General features: G+C 41.4%; 18 protein-coding genes and 2 tRNA genes. 17 read left to right on the plus strand and 3 right to left on the minus strand.

Features of this window, described 5'->3' with window-relative positions; all coding sequences use genetic code 11:
- The first annotated feature begins 21 nt into the window (after positions 1-21).
- Positions 22-552: an RNA polymerase sigma factor gene (locus tag O0931_RS17310; protein ID WP_269416740.1), complete on the plus strand. Its 531-nt coding sequence runs from the start codon at positions 22-24 to the stop codon at positions 550-552.
- A gap of 513 nt (positions 553-1,065) precedes the next feature.
- Here the strand turns inward: O0931_RS17310 and O0931_RS17315 are convergent.
- On the minus strand, positions 1,066-2,547 hold the full coding sequence (locus O0931_RS17315; protein ID WP_269416741.1) for a phytoene desaturase family protein: 1,482 nt from the start codon (positions 2,545-2,547) through the stop codon (positions 1,066-1,068).
- A gap of 897 nt (positions 2,548-3,444) precedes the next feature.
- On the opposite strand from O0931_RS17315, the gene O0931_RS17320 reads away from it, so the two are divergent.
- From O0931_RS17320 to O0931_RS17330, 3 genes are all read left to right on the plus strand, one after another.
- Positions 3,445-3,975 (plus strand): hypothetical protein, encoded by a 531-nt coding sequence (locus O0931_RS17320; protein WP_269416742.1) that lies wholly within the window; start codon positions 3,445-3,447, stop codon positions 3,973-3,975.
- 3 nt (positions 3,976-3,978) lie between these two features.
- Positions 3,979-4,674 carry a lycopene cyclase domain-containing protein gene (locus tag O0931_RS17325; protein ID WP_269416743.1) on the plus strand — a complete coding sequence of 232 codons (696 nt, stop codon included), beginning with the start codon at positions 3,979-3,981 and terminating at the stop codon, positions 4,672-4,674.
- Positions 4,675-4,963: 289 nt separating this feature from the next.
- Positions 4,964-5,200: a cytochrome b5 domain-containing protein gene (locus O0931_RS17330; RefSeq protein ID WP_269416922.1), complete on the plus strand. Its 237-nt coding sequence runs from the start codon at positions 4,964-4,966 to the stop codon at positions 5,198-5,200.
- A 135-nt stretch (positions 5,201-5,335) separates the two neighbouring features.
- Here the strand turns inward: O0931_RS17330 and O0931_RS17335 are convergent, their stop codons facing one another.
- Positions 5,336-6,256 (minus strand): PfkB family carbohydrate kinase, encoded by a 921-nt coding sequence (locus O0931_RS17335; RefSeq protein WP_269416744.1) that lies wholly within the window; start codon positions 6,254-6,256, stop codon positions 5,336-5,338.
- Positions 6,257-6,399: 143 nt separating this feature from the next.
- Between O0931_RS17335 and O0931_RS17340 the strand changes: the two genes are divergently transcribed.
- From O0931_RS17340 to O0931_RS17360, 5 genes are all read left to right on the plus strand, one after another.
- Positions 6,400-6,473: transfer RNA gene (locus tag O0931_RS17340), tRNA-Asn, on the plus strand.
- Between the two features lie 66 nt (positions 6,474-6,539).
- A tRNA-Asn gene (locus O0931_RS17345) sits at positions 6,540-6,616 on the plus strand.
- Between the two features lie 331 nt (positions 6,617-6,947).
- Positions 6,948-7,241 (plus strand): putative quinol monooxygenase, encoded by a 294-nt coding sequence (locus O0931_RS17350; protein WP_269416745.1) that lies wholly within the window; start codon positions 6,948-6,950, stop codon positions 7,239-7,241.
- A gap of 913 nt (positions 7,242-8,154) precedes the next feature.
- On the plus strand, positions 8,155-8,760 hold the full coding sequence (locus O0931_RS17355) for a hypothetical protein (protein ID WP_269416746.1): 606 nt from the start codon (positions 8,155-8,157) through the stop codon (positions 8,758-8,760).
- Positions 8,738-9,307, plus strand: a complete 570-nt coding sequence (locus O0931_RS17360) for a hypothetical protein (protein WP_269416747.1) — start codon at positions 8,738-8,740, stop codon at positions 9,305-9,307. The genes O0931_RS17355 and O0931_RS17360 overlap by 23 nt, the downstream gene beginning before the upstream one ends.
- Positions 9,308-9,480: 173 nt before the next feature.
- On the opposite strand, the gene moaCB is transcribed toward O0931_RS17360, so the two are convergent.
- On the minus strand, positions 9,481-10,296 hold the full coding sequence (moaCB, locus tag O0931_RS17365) for a bifunctional molybdenum cofactor biosynthesis protein MoaC/MoaB (RefSeq protein WP_269416748.1): 816 nt from the start codon (positions 10,294-10,296) through the stop codon (positions 9,481-9,483).
- On the opposite strand from moaCB, the gene O0931_RS17370 reads away from it, so the two are divergent.
- From O0931_RS17370 to O0931_RS17405, 8 genes are all read left to right on the plus strand, one after another.
- Complete coding sequence (locus O0931_RS17370) at positions 10,278-10,610, plus strand: hypothetical protein (protein ID WP_269416749.1); 333 nt, start codon at positions 10,278-10,280, stop codon at positions 10,608-10,610. The genes moaCB and O0931_RS17370 overlap by 19 nt on opposite strands.
- A gap of 7 nt (positions 10,611-10,617) precedes the next feature.
- Positions 10,618-11,550 carry an FAD:protein FMN transferase gene (locus O0931_RS17375; RefSeq protein ID WP_269416750.1) on the plus strand — a complete coding sequence of 311 codons (933 nt, stop codon included), beginning with the start codon at positions 10,618-10,620 and terminating at the stop codon, positions 11,548-11,550.
- A 2-nt stretch (positions 11,551-11,552) separates the two neighbouring features.
- Positions 11,553-11,783, plus strand: a complete 231-nt coding sequence (locus tag O0931_RS17380) for a DUF4266 domain-containing protein (RefSeq protein ID WP_269416751.1) — start codon at positions 11,553-11,555, stop codon at positions 11,781-11,783.
- 13 nt (positions 11,784-11,796) lie between these two features.
- Positions 11,797-13,008: a DUF3570 domain-containing protein gene (locus O0931_RS17385; RefSeq protein WP_269416752.1), complete on the plus strand. Its 1,212-nt coding sequence runs from the start codon at positions 11,797-11,799 to the stop codon at positions 13,006-13,008.
- Between the two features lie 692 nt (positions 13,009-13,700).
- On the plus strand, positions 13,701-15,338 hold the full coding sequence (mdcA, locus tag O0931_RS17390) for a malonate decarboxylase subunit alpha (RefSeq protein WP_269416753.1): 1,638 nt from the start codon (positions 13,701-13,703) through the stop codon (positions 15,336-15,338).
- 43 nt (positions 15,339-15,381) lie between these two features.
- Positions 15,382-16,248: a triphosphoribosyl-dephospho-CoA synthase gene (locus O0931_RS17395; RefSeq protein WP_269416754.1), complete on the plus strand. Its 867-nt coding sequence runs from the start codon at positions 15,382-15,384 to the stop codon at positions 16,246-16,248.
- A 4-nt stretch (positions 16,249-16,252) separates the two neighbouring features.
- Positions 16,253-16,549: a malonate decarboxylase subunit delta gene (locus tag O0931_RS17400; RefSeq protein ID WP_269416755.1), complete on the plus strand. Its 297-nt coding sequence runs from the start codon at positions 16,253-16,255 to the stop codon at positions 16,547-16,549.
- 1 nt (position 16,550) lies between these two features.
- On the plus strand, positions 16,551-18,203 hold the full coding sequence (locus tag O0931_RS17405) for a biotin-independent malonate decarboxylase subunit beta (RefSeq protein ID WP_269416756.1): 1,653 nt from the start codon (positions 16,551-16,553) through the stop codon (positions 18,201-18,203).
- Positions 18,204-18,262 lie beyond the last annotated feature (59 nt).

Below are 18,262 nucleotides of genomic sequence, written 5' to 3' on the forward strand. Positions count from 1 at the left end.
CTTACCCTAAAGCTAAACATCATGACAAAATTTGAATTCAACCATCTAGTTAACCACCATTCCGTATCGCTTAGATCATATGCTTTAAATTTTACAAAAGATGCTGAAGATGCAAATGATCTTGTTCAGGATACCATGTTGAAAGCGATTACGTATTACAACAAGTTTAAAGAAGGCACGAATTTAAAAGGATGGTTATTTACCATCATGAAAAATACTTTTATTAACAACTACCGTCGCTTAGTTAAAACCAATACTTTAATTACACAGAGTGAAGACATATCTTCAGCAAACCTTTCTTTTAGCGCAACTAAAAACCAGGCGGAAGGTAAATTTGTATTGGGTGATATTGATAAAGCATTGAGCCAATTGCCGGAAGAATATTATGTTCCGTTTATCCGTTATTTTGAAGGTTACAAATACCACGAAATTGCAGACATGCTGCATATTCCAATCGGAACAGTAAAAACACGCATCCATGTTGCAAGGGGCATACTTAAAAAATACCTGAAAACATATTCAAAAAATACTGCCGTTTCGGAAATGGTATAAAGACACATCGATTGAAAAACTAAAGGTCTGAATTGAAAAATTCAGGCCTTTTTTATTTTCCGGTAAAATAGACCGTTGCCAGCAGTACATTTAATTGCCACGGAAGCACGGAAGACACGGAATCAAAATGATTTTAGTTTACAAATAGTCTGACTTTTACGAAATCAGCGGGAAATTTATTTTACCGCGGGAACAGGAAGCACGGAATTTTGATTTTATATTAATTCTGCGAACTGAAAATTGCGAACTGATTGTTCAGGTGTAAACCTGACTGCAAAACTGACCTAAAAATAACTTCAGGATGGGGGTTAATTGAAAAGTAAAAGGCCTGGAAAAATTCCTGGCCTTTTCACTCATCATATATTTGGTTAGTTGATTCTTATTTTTTCTTTCAACAATTCGCCTTCTCTCTTATTTCGAAACAAATTAAAACCTCAAACAATTATGCGTTTTTTGGTTTTATTGTAGTGTTTTTGTTTTGTGGTTATAAAGATAAGGGAAATTTTAAATTTGTCAAGCTTTTTTTAACTTTTTTTTTATTTCTTTTGCGACCACTTGTCCCGAAACGATTGCAGGAGGCACCCCAGGGCCTGGAACGGTTAATTGTCCGGTATATAAAAGATTTGTTACTTTACTTTTCATACTTGGTTTCAGGAAAGCCGTCTGTTTCAAAGTGTTTGCTAATCCATAGGCATTTCCTTTAAAAGCATGGTAGTCTTCAACAAAGTCGTTCATTGCATAACTTCTTTTAAATAGAATGCTATCACTGATGTCATTACCCGTCAGTTTATTGAAGCGTTTCACCAATAAGTTAAAATATTCTTCTCTTTTGCTTTCGCTGTCTTTCAAACCTGGTGCAAGCGGAATCAAAAAGAAAAGGTTTTCACAGCCTGCTGGTGCAATGCCAGAATCTGTAACCGAAGGACAGCATGCGTAGAATAAAGGTTTTGACGGCCATTTGGCATCCGTATAAATTTCCTTCGCGTGCTCATCGAAATTTTCGTCGAAAAATAAATTATGGTGTTGAATGTTTTTAAGTTTTTTATTTATTCCGATGTAAAAAAGTAAGCACGACGGTGCCATTGTTCTGCTGTTCCAGTATTTCTCATCATAGTTTCTGTAAGTTTTATCCAGAAGGTGTTGCTCAATGTGGTGGTAATCGGCATTGCCGACAATAAAATCAGCTTTGAAAGCTCCGGCGTTTGTAATTACCTCTTCTGCTACATTTTTGTTAACCACAATTTTTTGCACTTCCGTGTTAAACATAAATTTTACGCCGGCTGTTTCAGCAATACTTTGCATCGCAGAAACAATTTTATGCATACCTCCAATCGGATACCAAGTGCCTAAAATCAAGTCGGCATAGTTCATTAAACTATACAGTGCCGGTGTATTTTGTGGGGTGGCGCCCAAAAACAAGACCGGAAATTCCAGCAACTTTCTTAATTTTTCGTTTTTAAAAAGTTTGTGTACATGTTTCCGCATGTTGCCAAGCAATTGTAATTTTATTCCGCTAACGGCTAGTCTGGGATCGAAATATTCCATTACGCTGTGCGACGGCTTAAAAACATATTCATTCATGCCGACCTCGTATTTATATTTTGCCTGGGCTAAAAATGAATCCAGGTTTTTACGGCTGCCAGGTTCTAATGCTTCAAAAAGCTGATATAAAGCTTCTGTTGTGGCAGGGACATCTAAAATATCTTTTTCTCCAAAAAATATCCGATAGGAAGGACTTAATCTTTTCAGTTCATAAAAATCGGAAGCGGTTTTTCCAAAAAGCTGATAAAAATTTTCAAATACACCGGGCATCCAGTACCAGCTTGGTCCCATATCAAATGTAAAACCATCCTTTTTCCATATCCTTGCCCTTCCCCCCGCCATTTCATTTTTTTCAAGAACAGTAACATCGAAACCATCTTTGGCCAATAGCGCAGCCGCAGCTAAACCTGCAAAACCGGCTCCGATAACCGTGATTTTAGATTTTTTATCCATCAGGTAAAGAAAGTGATTTTTCAGCGATTTTGTTTGAAGTTTAATAGTCTTTTGACGGTCAATTTCAATACAAATTCATAATATAGCACAGTTCCCCCGGTCTGTGGCGCACAGACCGAAACCAAAACGTACTGATTTTCGACTTATTAACTACGGTTGAAATTTATTTAGCTTTAAGATTCCCGCCTGCGCGGGAAAGACGGACTTATTCTTGGTCGTCGTTCCTTTGGTCTGTGGCGCACAGATCGAAACCAAAACGTACTGATTTTTGACTTATTAACTACGGTTGAAATTTATTTCGCTTTAAGATTCCCGCCTGCGCGGGAAAGACGGACTTATTCTTGGTCGTCGTTCCCTTGGTCTGTGGCGCACAAACCGAACCAAAACGTACTGATTTTCGACTTATTAACTACGGTTGAAATTTATTTAGCTTTAAGATTCTCGCCTGCGCGGGAAAGACGGACTTATTCTTGGTCGTCGTTCCCTTGGTCTGTGGCTCACAGATCGAAACCAAAACGTACTGATTTATGATCTGCAGACTATGGTTTGGTTTGGGGATTCTTCGCTGCGCTCAGAATGACAGTGCTTGGCAAGGTATAAAACCAATTCCCAGTTCCCCCGGTCTGTGTCGCACAGATCGAAACCAAAACGTACTGATTTTTGACTTATTAACTACGGTTGAAATTTATTTCGCTTTAAGATTCCCGCCTGCGCGGGAAAGACGTACTTATTCTTGGTCGTCGTTCCCTTGGTCTGTGGCGCACAGATCGAAACCAAAACGTACTGATTTAAGATCTGCAGACTATGGTTTGGTTTGGGGATTCTTCGCTGCGCTCAGAATGACAGTGCTTGGCAAGGTATAAAACCAATTCCCTTTTATTACCTTTGCGATAACACATGATTAAAAAAAAACTATTATTCCTTTTACTTTTTGGTTCAATCCAGATTTGTAAAGGGCAGTTAACACCAAAGGAGATTTCAATTTTGAAAACAGATTTGGTTAAGGCTGTAGAAAATTCAAAACTTACGGATTCGTTATGTAATAAGTTAACCAGGTTACCTAACAAAACCGCATTAGTTACCGCATATAACGGTACTTTAGAAGCCTTAAAAGCCAAGCATTCGTGGAATCCTTATAATAAGATTAAATATGTTAAGGCCTCTTTAAAAACCATGGGAAAGGCTGTCGACATGGATAAAGAAAATATGGAAATCCGTTTTATGCGTTTTTCCATTGAACACTACACGCCAGGGTTTTTAGGCTTAAGTAAAGATTTAACAGTTGACAGACAGGAGATCGTTAAACATTACCAAAATCGTAATTTCGGTTTGGCTGATAAGGATTTAATAAAAAATGTAGCTAAGTTTATGATAGAAAGTAAACGCTGTACCGCCGAAGAAATTAAGATTTTAAAAAAGTTTAGCTAAAAAATGCATTACATCTACCTGTTCATAAATATCGCGGTTATTTTCTTTCCCTTAGTTTTATCTTTCGATAAAAAGGTGCATTTTTTTAGTAAATGGAAATTTGTTTTGCCAGCGATTTTTATCACCGGAGTGGTATTTCTGATATGGGATTTGCTTTTTGTAAAACTAAATGTCTGGTCGTTCAATCCCGGCTATATTATCGGTGTGCAGTTTTTTGGGTTGCCGCTTGAAGAAATACTGTTCTTTTTAACGGTTCCCTACGCCTGTATTTTTATCTATGAATGCCTGAATGCTTACTTCCCGAAGGATAATTTACAGAAATACAGTTTTTCTGTGAGCAATCTGTTTTTGGGCTTATGTATCGCCATTTTGTTTTTTGGCTACAATCGATGGTATACCGTAATCAATTTTGGGTTTTTATTCGTGGTACTGGCTTATGTGGAGTATGTGAATGTCAAATTCAGGTTTATGTATAAGTTCTACAGGGCTTACCTGGTTTCCTTAATTCCGTTTTATATTGTGAATGGATTTCTGACCTCTATTCCTGTTGTAATGTATAACGATAAACAAAACCTGGGTTTCAGGGTGGGGACGATACCTTTTGAAGATCATTTTTATTTAATGGGATTGCTGCTGATGAATGTTTATTTGTACGAGCTTTTTAAAAGTAGAACAAATAGCCTAAAAACTGAGGTTTAATTTTTTGGAAACGAAAGGTTTTTGGTTCTTGGCGGTTTTTAGTCCTGCTTTTCATTACAAGTCCGCACTCGTACCTCGTTTACGGGCTTTTCATTTCAATCAGGTTTAGGAACAGCGTTTCTGCACCATACCAACCCTAAAAATGAAACACAATTTTTGCCATTTAGCCCCGGTTGAAGTGCTACCCCGCAGCAAAGACGGAACGATGATGCGAAGCGTAAAAGCGGAAAACGGGAAGAAACACCTAATTTTGCAGGGGCATTGCGCTTCAAATAATTATAAATTACCAATGGATTTACCGGTTTACACCAAACAACAGCTTGCTTTAAGAAACGGACAGGATAAGCCGCAAATCTGGGTGGCTTATAAAGGATTGATATACGATATGACCGATAGCCGGTTGTGGCGGAACGGCAAGCACTACGAGCATTGGGCCGGGCAGGATTTGACAGATGAATTGCCTGATGCACCACATACATCGGCGGTTTTTGAAAAGTTTGAACCGGTGGGTGAGCTGAAGGTTTAGGGTATCGAGTATCGAGTATCAAGTATTAAGTATCGAGTATCAAGTATTGAGTATGAAGTTGAAAGTTTAAAAAGTTAGGTCTTGTAAACCGTTAACTTTAAACTTTCAACTTTTTGACTTTTAACCTTTAACTTTTTAAACTTCGATTGTAAAGGCACTTAGTTTTACGAATTCCTGTATTCTCGCTGCAACTTCTTCATCGGTCAGGTTTAATAGTTTCTCCGTACCAAATTTCTCTACACAGAATGAGGCCAGGGCAGAACCGTAAATAATTGCATTTTTCATATTGTTAAAGTTTACGGTACCCACTTTAGCTAAATAGCCAATAAAGCCACCGGCAAAAGTATCACCTGCACCGGTTGGATCGAAAACTTCGGCTAAAGGCAATGCCGGAGCAGAAAAAATCTGATCTTCGTGGAATAGCAATGCACCATGTTCGCCTTTTTTTATAATCAGGTATTTAGGGCCCATTGCAAGGATTTTCTTTGCGGCTTTAACTAAAGCATACTCGCCGGATAACTGACGGGCTTCGGCGTCATTAATCGTTAAAACATCCACCAGTTTAATCGTTTCCAATAAATCATCCATCATAATGTCCATCCAGAAGTTCATGGTGTCCATTACAATTAATTTCGGGCGATTTTTTAAACGTTTGATAACCGTTTGCTGTACAATCGGGGATAAATTACCTAACATGAGGTATTCGCAATCCTGATAATTTTCCGGGATTATCGGATCGAAGTTTTCCAGCACATTCAGTTCGGTAATCAGGGTATCACGACTGTTCATGTCGTTATGGTATTTCCCCGACCAGAAAAATGATTTTTCACCAGCTTTAATTTGTAATCCTTCGGTATCAATGCCATGTTCGGTAAAGGTATCGATGTCGGCTTTCTGGAAGTCGTCGCCCACAACAGCAACGATTTTTGCTTTGTCGTAGAAGTAGGAAGCAGCCAAACTCGCGTAAGTTGCGGCACCGCCCACAATTTTATCCGTTTTTCCGAATGGTGTTTCAATAGCATCAAAAGCTACAGATCCTATGATTATCAAGCTCATATATATCTTGTTTATTTTTTTTAAAATTTTTTCACTGCAAATATTGCATAAATAATTTAAAAGCCCTAATATTGCATTCCCAAAACGAACAAGGGTATATGTGCCGCAAGGTATAAATAACATCGTTTCGGGCATGACCAGATTCCTTCTTAGCTCAGCTGGTTAGAGCATCTGACTGTTAATCAGAGGGTCGCTGGTTCGAGCCCAGCAGAGGGAGCAAAAATCCTCACAGTAATGTGGGGATTTTTTATGATATTGATAATAAAAAAACCAGGATAAATATTCCTTCTTAGCTCAGCTGGTTAGAGCATCTGACTGTTAATCAGAGGGTCGCTGGTTCGAGCCCAGCAGAGGGAGCCAATGCCCTTCACGATATCGTGAAGGGCATTTTTGTTTTTAGCTGATTTTCAGATCGTTGCGCAAACCGGGCCGATTTTTAGTTCGAGCCCATTTTTCCAAGACATGTGGCCGCCTTTCAGATCACCCCATCTGCATCAGGGCCTGTTGCCTGAAATTAAATTTTTCTTCCCCTTAAAAATTTAAACCCTTTCAGCCCCCTATGGCACTTTATCGTTTGGATCTTTAATAATCTGATTATTTGGTAGTTAAAATTAAAACGTGGCACCATTCGTGGGGCATTGATGGTGGTGGTAATTTTTGCCACCAACAATCCCACTTAAATATAAACAAAATGGAAAAATTAGCATTGCTGGCCCGCTTGGAGGCCAAACCTGGTAAAGAGCAAGAAGTTGCCGACTTTATCAAAAGTGCCCTGCCATTGGCCGAAGCCGAACCCGGAACCATCCGTTGGTATGCACTGCAGATCGGATCATCTACCTTCGGCATATTCGACACTTTTGCCGATGAAGCTGGGCGCGATGCACATCTGGGCGGAGAAATCCCCAAGGCTTTGATGGCCCATGCAGATGAGCTGCTCGCTGCGCCGCCGGTAATTGAAAAGGTAACCTTGTTAGCAGTTAAATAAGTGTAAATAAAAGCCAGATCCCCCCGTAGATGACGGCGGGGACCTGAGCTTAAAATAACGATTTCATTAGTCGCATCTTAAGAGGATAATGTTGGTTAAAATTTATAAGCCAATTATCAAAGGTTTCACAATTTAATCATTAATACAAGATTAATGTTGAATTTAAACGGCGCTACCGCCCCCGCGAGTCGATGAAACAGGTGTCGTTAATTGCTGCGAAATTGTCTTCATCTGCATAATTTGGAATGGCAGTTTCCGGCCAGATAAGCATATAGATTAGCCATTTTTTCCAACTTCCCCTTTGGGTAACTCCGGCAAGGCCGGAATAATCGCCCTAATTATTGTCAATGATGAATTTACTGAGAAAAATCATCGGATAATCGATTAAACCATTTTGAGTTAAGTAGTTAATATTGAAAATATGGTCGATTCATCCGTTTGGCAAGAATGTAGTTTTGGCATTAAAAAATATGATTTTTAATTTGGAATGGCGCCTGTCATACTAAATAAACAAGAATATATGATTAGACCCCAAAACAGTAATTTTTAATGTCAAACTATAATATGCTTACTGTCTTTCAATTGTTTTAATTGCGAAACTGAGTATGGAAATCCATATTTAACGTCTTTATTAAAACCATTATATAAACCGTTAATTCAGCAACCTCAATTAGGAATATTTGAAACACTATTTTTTGCTGAACAGAACATTTGTTCAGGCCTAAATGACAACAAATTTTTTCCGGATCCAATATAGGAAATAGTGAAGTTTAACATTAAGCGGATAATGTCCGCAGTTAACTGATCCGGATGGATGTCCGGACCAACATTTCGAATGTTACTAATTCTAAACCCGAATTGACCTTTTATTTACCATTTAAACCAAAATAAAATGATTGGGAATTTGAAAAAAATGAGAACTCACGGTAAGTTCTTTGTAGCAGTGTGCATTGTGGTTTCTTCATGTGCAAAAGAACGAACCACAGAAACTGTTGATGAAACTAAAGCTTTAAAAGCATCGATTACTGCAAATCAGCCACAATGGAATGTGGCGATGACTTTCGTACATCCTGGAATTACCTGGAATGCTTCCGACCTGGCATTTATGAAATCGCACAGAACTACTGCTCCTTGGAAAGCCAGTTATGACTTGTTTGCTGCAAGTAGCACAGCATCATTAACATATACGATGCAGGGGCCATTCGCGGTAGTAGGCCGAGAACCAAATGTAAATCTCTCAGCCTACCAAAATGATATGGCTGCGGTTCTGCATCAATCTATAATGTGGTATATGACAAATAATGCTACGTATGCAAATAAAGCGAAGCAGATTTTACTTGCCTGGGCCGGTACACATAATACCTGGAGTGGAAGCACATCAGCACTTGCTGCCAGTGATTACGGCGTACAAGGAGTAACTGGTGCAGAAATTTTGAGGCCTACCAGCGGCGGATTAACGGCAGCTAACGTTACAGTAATTGAAAATTATTTTAGAAATGAATGCACGTTTATTAGATGAAGGTGGAACACCGGCTCAGGGCAATCAGGGGGCTGCGAGACTTAAATGTCGAATTGCATGTACTATTTTTTACAATGATGAAGCTGCATATAACACGGTGATTAACCGATTTACCGCGGGAACAGGAGACTGTATTTCATTGGCACGCAATAGCCTATGGAATGCGAGTGCCAATGGTGCACAACAGCAGAAAGTGGCAGAGATCAGCCCCATTCACTCGGTAATATCGCTAATTTGGGGAAGTTGCCCAAACAGCGAGCAACAGGGAACTGATCTCTTTGGCCACTGGGGCAACCGCCTGATGTGGACATTGGAGTATTGGGCGAAATATAATCTTGGAAATTCAGTCCCGTACACAACTTTTGGTCCTTGCGCACAATCATGGAGCACAATTGGAGCTAATGGACGAAGCACAACTATCAACTGGGCACTTACAGATATGTTTTACGAGGCCTATGTGGTTAAGAAAGGTTTATCAGCACCATATACCGTGCAATATAGAAATCAGCAAACGCTTACGGTAAATACCTGGTATTTCAGGCGCTAGTCGATCACCTGCTGATAAAATCGGATATTTATAACCAGGATATCCGATTTTATTATTTTATGCCAATCGACTTTAAAAATGGGCACTTTTTGCTATTGAAGATGGTACATTCTGTATAAAAATTAATCAAATTTTTTCCGCTAACATGTTTGTTGGTCAAGAATGGACTTAAATCAATGTTTCTGACCCTTATTAACCTTAAACAAATGCAGTATCTGTGGGAATAATGCATCCATCGTTTCCTCAACGCCGTTTTTCGAACCGGGAAGCGTTAAAACCAATGTTTCGCCGATAAAGCCTGCAACACCTCTGGAGAGCATAGCATAAGGCATACGTTCCTGTCCGTACCGCCTTGCGGTTTCCATAATGCCATCAATTGGCCGGTCTAATAACGGCAAGATGGCTTCAGGCGTCACATCGCGGGGCGATAATCCGGTACCGCCTGTAAAAATCAAAAGCTGGTGTTCGGCGCCTGATAATGCCGTGGCTGCTTTTTTAATCGCTGAAAGCTCATCGGGAACGATGTCGTATTTTAAGGTTTCTATGCCCAATTGTGCCAGCCTGGAAATTACCGTCTTCCCGGAACGATCTTCACTTTGCTTTTCAAAAACGGAATCCGAGCAAACCACAACGGCAGCCTTGAGTTCAGGGAATTGTTTGTTTTTTAAATCAGATTTTCCACCCGATTTTTCGAGCAGTTTGATATTTCGGATTTCGATGCCCTTATCGATGGGCTTTAACATGTCGTACATCGTTAAGGCGGTAACCGATGCGCCATGCATGGCTTCCACCTCCACGCCGGTTTTGTAAATGGTATGGACTTCGACCAGGATGTTGATTTCCAGTCCGTTGATTTCGAAGGTTATCGCAGTGTATTCCACAGGAAGCGGGTGGCAATCGGGAATCATATCACTGGTTCTTTTCACGCCGAACAAACCGGCGGCCCTGGCAAATTCAAAAACATCGCCCTTTGGCACTTTTCTTTGCACAACCGCGTCGATGGTTTCCTGTTTGGACACGCATAAGGTTGCGCAAGGAAATTCTGGAATCGGAAAAATTTGAGGCGTATGCAGCGGCTAATCTTTTGCTTGTGAGGGCAGATTTTCCAAGGCAAAAGAAAAATCAGCTTCCAAAAGAACAAATCAAACTCAACGAATCATTGGCAGAAGTATACAATAGGGATGGCAAGTTTCCTTATACTGTTCTGGTTGATGAAAATGGAAAAGTACTGAAAAGCTGGGACGGATTTCCTGATGAAAGCCCGCAGGCTTTTGTTGCTGAAATTGAAAAATTAAAAAAATAAGGTTAAGATGGGTAAAGCTGTTTCTGTAAACCGTTTACTAAAACTCATGGGAAACCGCTTTGAGTTTACAGTAATTGCTGAAAACGAGCAGGAAGGCAACCTGGCGATAGATGCCGCGATAGAAGAAGTGAGCAGGATAGAGCGCTTGTTAACCACTTTCAGCGAGGTTAGCCAGACCAGCCTGATAAACGGGCAAGCCGGTTTGACTCCCGTAAAAGTAGATGAAGAAGTGGTTAGCCTCATTGAACGGTCTGTCAGGATATCAGAAATTACCGATGGTGCTTTTGATATTACCTACGGATCGATAGATAAGCGACTTTGGAATTTTGATCTCAATATGACCAGCCTGCCTGACGAAGAGGAGGCCTTAGCATCTGTCGGACTCATCGATTACCGGAATGTTATCCTGAATAAACAGGAATCAACGGTCTTTTTGAAAAATAAGGGTATGCGTATCGGTTTTGGCGGGATTGGAAAAGGCTATGCGGCCGATAAAGCAAAGTTAGCGCTGCAAAACCATGGTATTAAAAGCGGGATTGTAAATGCCGCCGGCGATTTGATTACCTGGGGAACGCAAAACAACGGCTATCCGTGGACGGTAGGCATTGCAGATCCTGAGCAAACCGACAGGCCTTTTTCTGCACTGAAAATCAGCGATATGGCAATTGCCACTTCAGGCAGTTACGAAAAATTTGTTACGATTAATGGTAAGCGCTATTCCCATACCATAGATCCAAAAACCGGACTGCCGGTAAGCGGTGTCAAAAGTGTGAGCATCATCTGTCCAAGTGCTGAACTGGCCGACGCACTTGCTACGCCGGTAGTGGTGATGGGCGTAAAAGTAGGGCTCGAGCTGATTAACCAGATTAAACAAGTAGCCTGTATTGTGATTGATGATCATGACCGGGTTTTTACCTCAAACAATATTAATGTGATATAAATATGAAGATTTCCAGAAAATTTATCCTCTCGATGCTGATCGCAATGTCCTTTAGCCTTGTGCTTAGCTCATGCAGCAGCGTAAAGCCTTATCAGAAAAGTAAACTTAACGATGCGGATATGATCCTTTCGGCCCGAAAGGCCCAGAAATTCGAACAGAGTTTTCAGCTTTACCGTGAGGGCGCTTCGGGTGCCAATGGAGGCAAGAGCGGTGGTGGTTGCGGATGTAACTAATTAGGAACATAAAATGAGAAAAATATACCTCCATGTGCTTTTCATGTACTTCGGTATTTTAAGTACCTATGCACAAACCAGACCTGAACCTGCAAAAGCAGACAGCAGCAAATACCAGTCGCGCAAGCTCAAAATAGATGAGATCAACCTGGTTTCAGCCTATTATCACCAGAATGGTAATAATTCTGCTGTTACCGGTGGCATCGGGACCGAGAAACTGAGCGATTTTGCAAATACAATTGATTTGCAGCTATCGAAATTTAACAAAAACGGAAAGAAGAATACTTTTCTGTTTGAGCTTGGTGTTGACCATTATACTTCAGCTTCTTCAGATAAGATAGACCCGAGTACGATTTCTTCAGCATCTTCAGCCGATACCCGTATTTATCCTTCGTTAAACTGGACACACTCCAATGAAGACACCGGCAATTCATTTGGCTTTACAGGTTCTTATTCAACAGAGTTCGATTACCAGTCGATGGGTGCAGCATTTAATTTAACCCGCTTATCAAAAGACAAAAATACCCAGTTTGATTTTAAACTTCAGGCATTTTTAGACCAGTGGACGGTCATCCTGCCAATTGAACTCCGAACGGGTAATACCGGAAAGGGGGGAGAACAATATGATACGGCACCGAGAAATTCCTTTAGTGCATCTTTCTCGCTTGCCCAGGTTATTAACCAGAAATTTCAGGCTTCGCTTATTTTAGAGCCATCCTATCAAAAGGGTTTGCTTGCCACCAAGTATCAGCGCGATTATTTTACCGATGGGTCCCTGCGTTCGGAGACCTTACCCGATAAGCGTTATAAGCTTCCGATTGGACTGCGCATGAACTACTTTTTAGACGACCGTTTTGTAATCCGCACTTTTTACCGTTATTATATGGATAACTGGGGCATCAGGGCGCATACAGCAGAGCTTGAAATACCGGTTAAGATCAATTCCTTCTTTTCTATAAGTCCGTTCTACAGGTATAATAACCAGGTCGGGACCAGATATTTTGCACCTTATGGCCAGCATTCACCGTCAGAACAATATTTTACCAGTGATTATGATCTGTCTACGTTAACCAGTGATTTTTATGGCGCAGGTATCCGTTTTGCTCCGCCAAATTGTGTTTTTGGATGGCAGCGGCTGAATATGCTCGAGTTGAGGTATGGCCACTATTCACGGTTAACAAGCCTGGTTTCCAACATTGTTTCACTGAACCTCAAGTTTAAATAAAATCCGTTTTAAGAATAGCACTCATATATAACTCAAATAATAATAAGCTCAAAAATGTTTATCAGGGACCTGCCTTTGCACGTCGCTCCGGCGCAGGTGTCGCAAGTCTGACCGCAGTAGCGGGTTTCTGATGACCTTTTTTACCGAGTTATGGATTCAACAGTTTTTCAGCGGTAGAAAATTAAGCTTCTGTACGAAGCTGCTTATCCAACTTAGCTCTGGTTAACTTTTATGCTGCTATCCCTTTACAGGTTTGTTGGTTTCAGTTAAAATGGGGTTCTACTAGTGCTGGTCTGATTATCTAACAGGTTCAGCGAACTGCATAACTTCATCCATATTGGGGATGAAAAACCCGTATTTCAATAATTGACAAATTTAAGACAATTCCCTGTTTGCATAATAAATTTTTCATTTTACCTTTGTATCATCAGATGACACGATGAGCATATGAATTTTCAATCATGAAAATATTGTTTAGTAGCTCGCTGCATTTGATTTAATGTTATGTCGCCTTTCTGGCATTTGAAATGAATGTTTTTAAATGTAGCGTATTTGAAAAGCAGAATTTTGGCATGCTGTAATCAGTTTTAGGAAACAATTCAGTGTTCCGGAAATACAAAATTTAATTAAAGACATCAGATGAGCTGATTTCTTAAAAATTTATAGTTATTAAATAAACAATGGAGGTTAAAATGTCTAGAACATCATGGACTACAAAACGGGATGAAAAAACCCGTAGACTTAAAAGTGTTGCGCACCTCATGAACGGGGCAATACTAAAAAACAGGGATATTGTTGAGGCCCTGGAACTGCTGCTTCAGCCGGGTGATCGGGTTGTTTTGGAAGGTGATAATCAAAAACAGGCATCATTTCTATCGGAAGCACTTTCAGCGGTGAGTCCTTCAAGGGTAAATAAACTCCATATGATTATGTCGAGCATTTCCCGCCCGGAACACCTCGATGTTTTTGAAAAAGGCATCGCAGAAAAGATTGATTTCTCCTTTGCAGGGCCACAAAGTCTGCGGGTATCACAGATGATAGAAGACGGTACCCTAAAAATCGGGGAAATACATACCTATCTTGAACTATACGGACGTTTGTTTATCGACCTGATTCCTAATGTAGCACTTGTGGCGGCCGATAAAGCCGACCGTTCCGGTAATCTTTACACCGGGCCAAATACCGAGGAAACGCCTGCAATTATTGAAGCAACTGCTTTTAAGGATGGTATTGTCATTGTGCAGGTAAATGAAATTGTTGATGAGCTGCCAAGGATCGACATTCCGGGATCGTGGGTTGATGTTGTTGTTGAGGCCGATAAGCCATATCAACTGGAGGCACTTTTTACCCGTGATCCTAAAATGATAACCGAACTCCACATCCTGATAGGTATGATGACTATCCGTGGGGTTTATGAAAAACACCAGGTAAAATCGCTCAACCATGGTATTGGTTTTAATACCGCTGCTATAGAACTTTTATTACCAACCTATGCCGAAAAGCTTGGCTTAAGGGGAAAAATTGCCACCAACTGGGTTTTGAATCCACATCCGACACTAATTCCTGCAATTGAATCGGGTTGGGTAGAAACAATACACTGTTTTGGCGGTGAAGTAGGGATGGAGCAATATGTTGCCGCCAGGCCGGATGTGTTTTTTACCGGCAGGGATGGCTCGTTAAGGTCGAACCGGGCTTTTGCCCAGGTTGCCGGTCAGTATGCGGTAGATATGTTTGTTGGTTCTACACTGCAAATAGACAAAAATGCAAACTCTTCAACAGTGGTATCCGGCAGACTGGCTGGGTTTGGAGGCGCTCCGAATATGGGACATGATCCTAAAGGCAGAAGGCACTCTTCTCAGGCCTGGCTGGATATGATTACCTCCGATGATCCGCTTGCCAAAGGGCGCAAGCTGGTTGTGCAAACGGTAGAAACATTCCAGAATGGAAATACACCTGTATTTGTTGATTCGCTGGATGCGCTTGAGGTGGCCAAACAGGCAAATCTTGCTACCGCACCCGTAATGATTTATGGTGATGATGTAACACATGTTGTAACAGAGGAAGGGATTGCTTATGTGTATAAAGCTGAGGGGGAAGAAGAGCGCCGCCAGGCTTTAAGTGCTGTTGCGGGTGTTACCCCAATCGGCAGGGCGTCAAACGCGAAAATTATCCAATCCCTGAGAGAAAGGGGAGTTGTTGCTTATCCGGAAGATCTCGGGATTCAGCGTACAGAAGCCAGACGCTCTTTATTGGCAGCGAAAAACGTAAAAGACCTTGTCGAATGGTCGGAGGGGCTTTACAATCCACCGGCAAAATTTAAAAACTGGTAAGTTAACCCATAAAGGTATCCGATAATCTGATAATGATAAGTATATGAAAGTAGCCGAATTAGTTTCATCAAAAATCTTAATAGCAGATACGCTTTCTCAGTTTGCCGTACAGGCATTGTTAGAAGAAGCGCAGCTTACCCCAAAACCCGGGCTGGTTGACTCGGTGGGCAATGGTTCTCATAACGACCTTAACATAGGGCTCATGGAGAAATCTGCAGTTTCCCTGAAAAGTTCATTTTTTGAAATGGCCATGGCGGCCTTTGGTCAGCAACCATCACAACAACTCAGGGAACGTTTAGCTGCGATAGGGCGTTATGGTGAACAAACTATGCTGGAAGCTACCGGAAACGTTAACACGCATAAGGGGGCAATCTGGGCCATAGGCCTTCTTTGCGGCGCAGCCGCCTCATTATTATCGGTTGCAGCCGGCCAGGTGGTTACAGCCGGTCAGATAATGGATACTGCAGGTAAAATCGCAGCATTTAACGACCGGTATATGCCTCTGCAATATACTAAAGGCAGCAAAGTAAGAAATAAATACAGCGTCAGGAGTGCCAGGGAGGAAGCTATTGAAGGTTTTCCTTCGCTACGAAATCTTGCGCTGCCTGCCTGGGCGAAGTACTGTAATGAACCGGAACATATTATTCGCCTGAATGTACTGTTAACATTAATGGCTTCTGTTGATGATACCTGCATTTTGCACAGGAGTAATATGGATGTACTTCGGGCTGTTAAGCAGCAGGCAGCATTAATAATCAGAAATGGTGGCCTCGGCCATGCGGAGAATTGGATTTTGTATCTGAAACTCGATGAATACATCACCGCGAAATGGATTTCTCCGGGTGGGAGTGCTGATCTGCTGTCTGCCGGAATATTCCTTCAAAAAATTACTCAACATTTTAAAATTTAACATTATGGAATCATTTTCATTTATATACCCAGCGGGTAAAGAAATTAAGCAAAGGGCACACACCGGTGTCGTTGGATCGGGAGATCTCGAAATCCTGTTGGAACCCAGAACCGATAATCATGCAGAATTCATCGTCAGGACTTCCTCTGATGGATTTAAAGAAATATGGAAAGCGGTATTTGAACGCTTTATTTCATTAAACGACATATCGGCAACATTTATAATTAACGACTTCGGCGCCACACCAGGGGTGGTTAACCTCAGGTTGGCACAAGTACTGGAAATTGCAAATCAAAAATAATATGATGCACACAAGTTTTATTGAGTTAAAGGGCCGCGAACGTGCCCTTGCTCTTCTGGATAAAAATAGTTTCAACGAATTATTAGGACCATTCGATAGAATGGAATCTCCACACCTGGCACCTCAGGGTATCGTTCCCGAAAGTGATGATGGGGTCGTTATTGCAAGAGGTACTTTTTCAGGTACCGATGCCGTAGTGCTTTCCATTGAAGGTGCTTTTCAGGGCGGTGGTATTGGCGAAGTATGCGGAACAAAGCTTGCTGCTTCATTGGAGCATATCCTTACTGATAACAAAAACGGGAAAAAAGTCATACCGATTATCATTTTCGATACTGGTGGTGTACGGTTGCAGGAAGCAAATTACGGATTGCTTTTGATTTCCGAAATTCAGTCGGCCATTGTTGCCTTGCGTGACTATGTTCCTGTTATCGGCCTCATCCCCGGCAATGTGGGAAGCTTTGGCGGAATGTCGATCACTGCTGCACTGTGTTCAAATCTGATTATGACCGATGTTGCCAGGTTCGGCCTTAACGGACCTGAAGTGATTGAACAGGAAGCGGGTATCAAGGAATTTAATTCCCGAGATCGCAGACTCATCTGGGATACCATCGGGGGCACCGCCCGTTATGAGACCGGTCTTGTCGATCAGCTCGTTTCAGATGATATTTCAGCATTTAAAAACGCTGTACAATTTGCAATCGATAGCGAAAGGCCGGTTCCTCGTACTCACCAGGTGGAAAAATATCTATCGGCCGTTAACCAGCTCGACCCGAATGTTAAAGCCAGCCGGGAAGATATCGTACGATTTATGAATAATCCATCGAAAGAAGTTCCGGAAATTGAAGATGCGAAAACACCAAGCCGGGGACGTACCTGGTTTGCCGCGCTTACGGATAGTTCGGCATCTTTAAGCGACTTCCCAGGTGTACTGGTTGCAGACAAAGAATTTAACGGACAAGCAACAAGGTTTATTGCCGTTGTTCCCAATGCCAAAAACCGCTATCGCCGTGCTGTAAATGGAGAAGTTGGTCTTCAGGAAGGATGGGTACTTGCGAAATACATACAGCAGGTGATTCAGGAAGATGCGAATAAAGAAGTTAAGCGGAATATCGTAGCTGTAATCGATGTGCCAAGCCAGGCCTATGGATATAATGAAGAATTGATGGGTATACATTATGCCTGTGCAGCCAGTGCTGATGCATATGCAACGGCCAGATTAAGGGGGCATAAAGTTACCGGATTGATTGTTGGAAATGCAATTTCCGGGGCATTTCTTGCCCATGGGTTACAGTCCAGCCGCCTGATTGCCCTTGATGATAAAGATATTAATGTACAGGCAATGTCAAAACAATCGGCCGCAAGAATTACCAAAAGAACAATTGCCGAACTTGAGGAAGCAACAAAGAAAGTTCCGGCAATGGCCTACGATATCCATAATTATTATTCTCTTGGTGCACTTGATCTTCTTATCAAGATCGGAAACGCTGATAGTCCAACCGTTGCCGACGTCGCATTGGTATCCAAAGAACTTGCTAAAGCGATAAAAGACGGCGATTTTACTTTAGGACAACGCTTAAAAACACAACCAGCAATTACGCAGGGTAGGGTGAGTTCGATTAAAGTAAGAACGAAACTCGCAGAACAGTGGCATTAAACCCCTTGTATGGAACGGTTCAGGTTTAGAATCGGATAAACTGAAATTCGCGCATCCGA

It is taken from the genome of Pedobacter rhodius (assembly GCF_027213645.1).
In the GTDB taxonomy this organism is placed as follows: Bacteria; Bacteroidota; Bacteroidia; order Sphingobacteriales; family Sphingobacteriaceae; genus Pedobacter; species Pedobacter rhodius.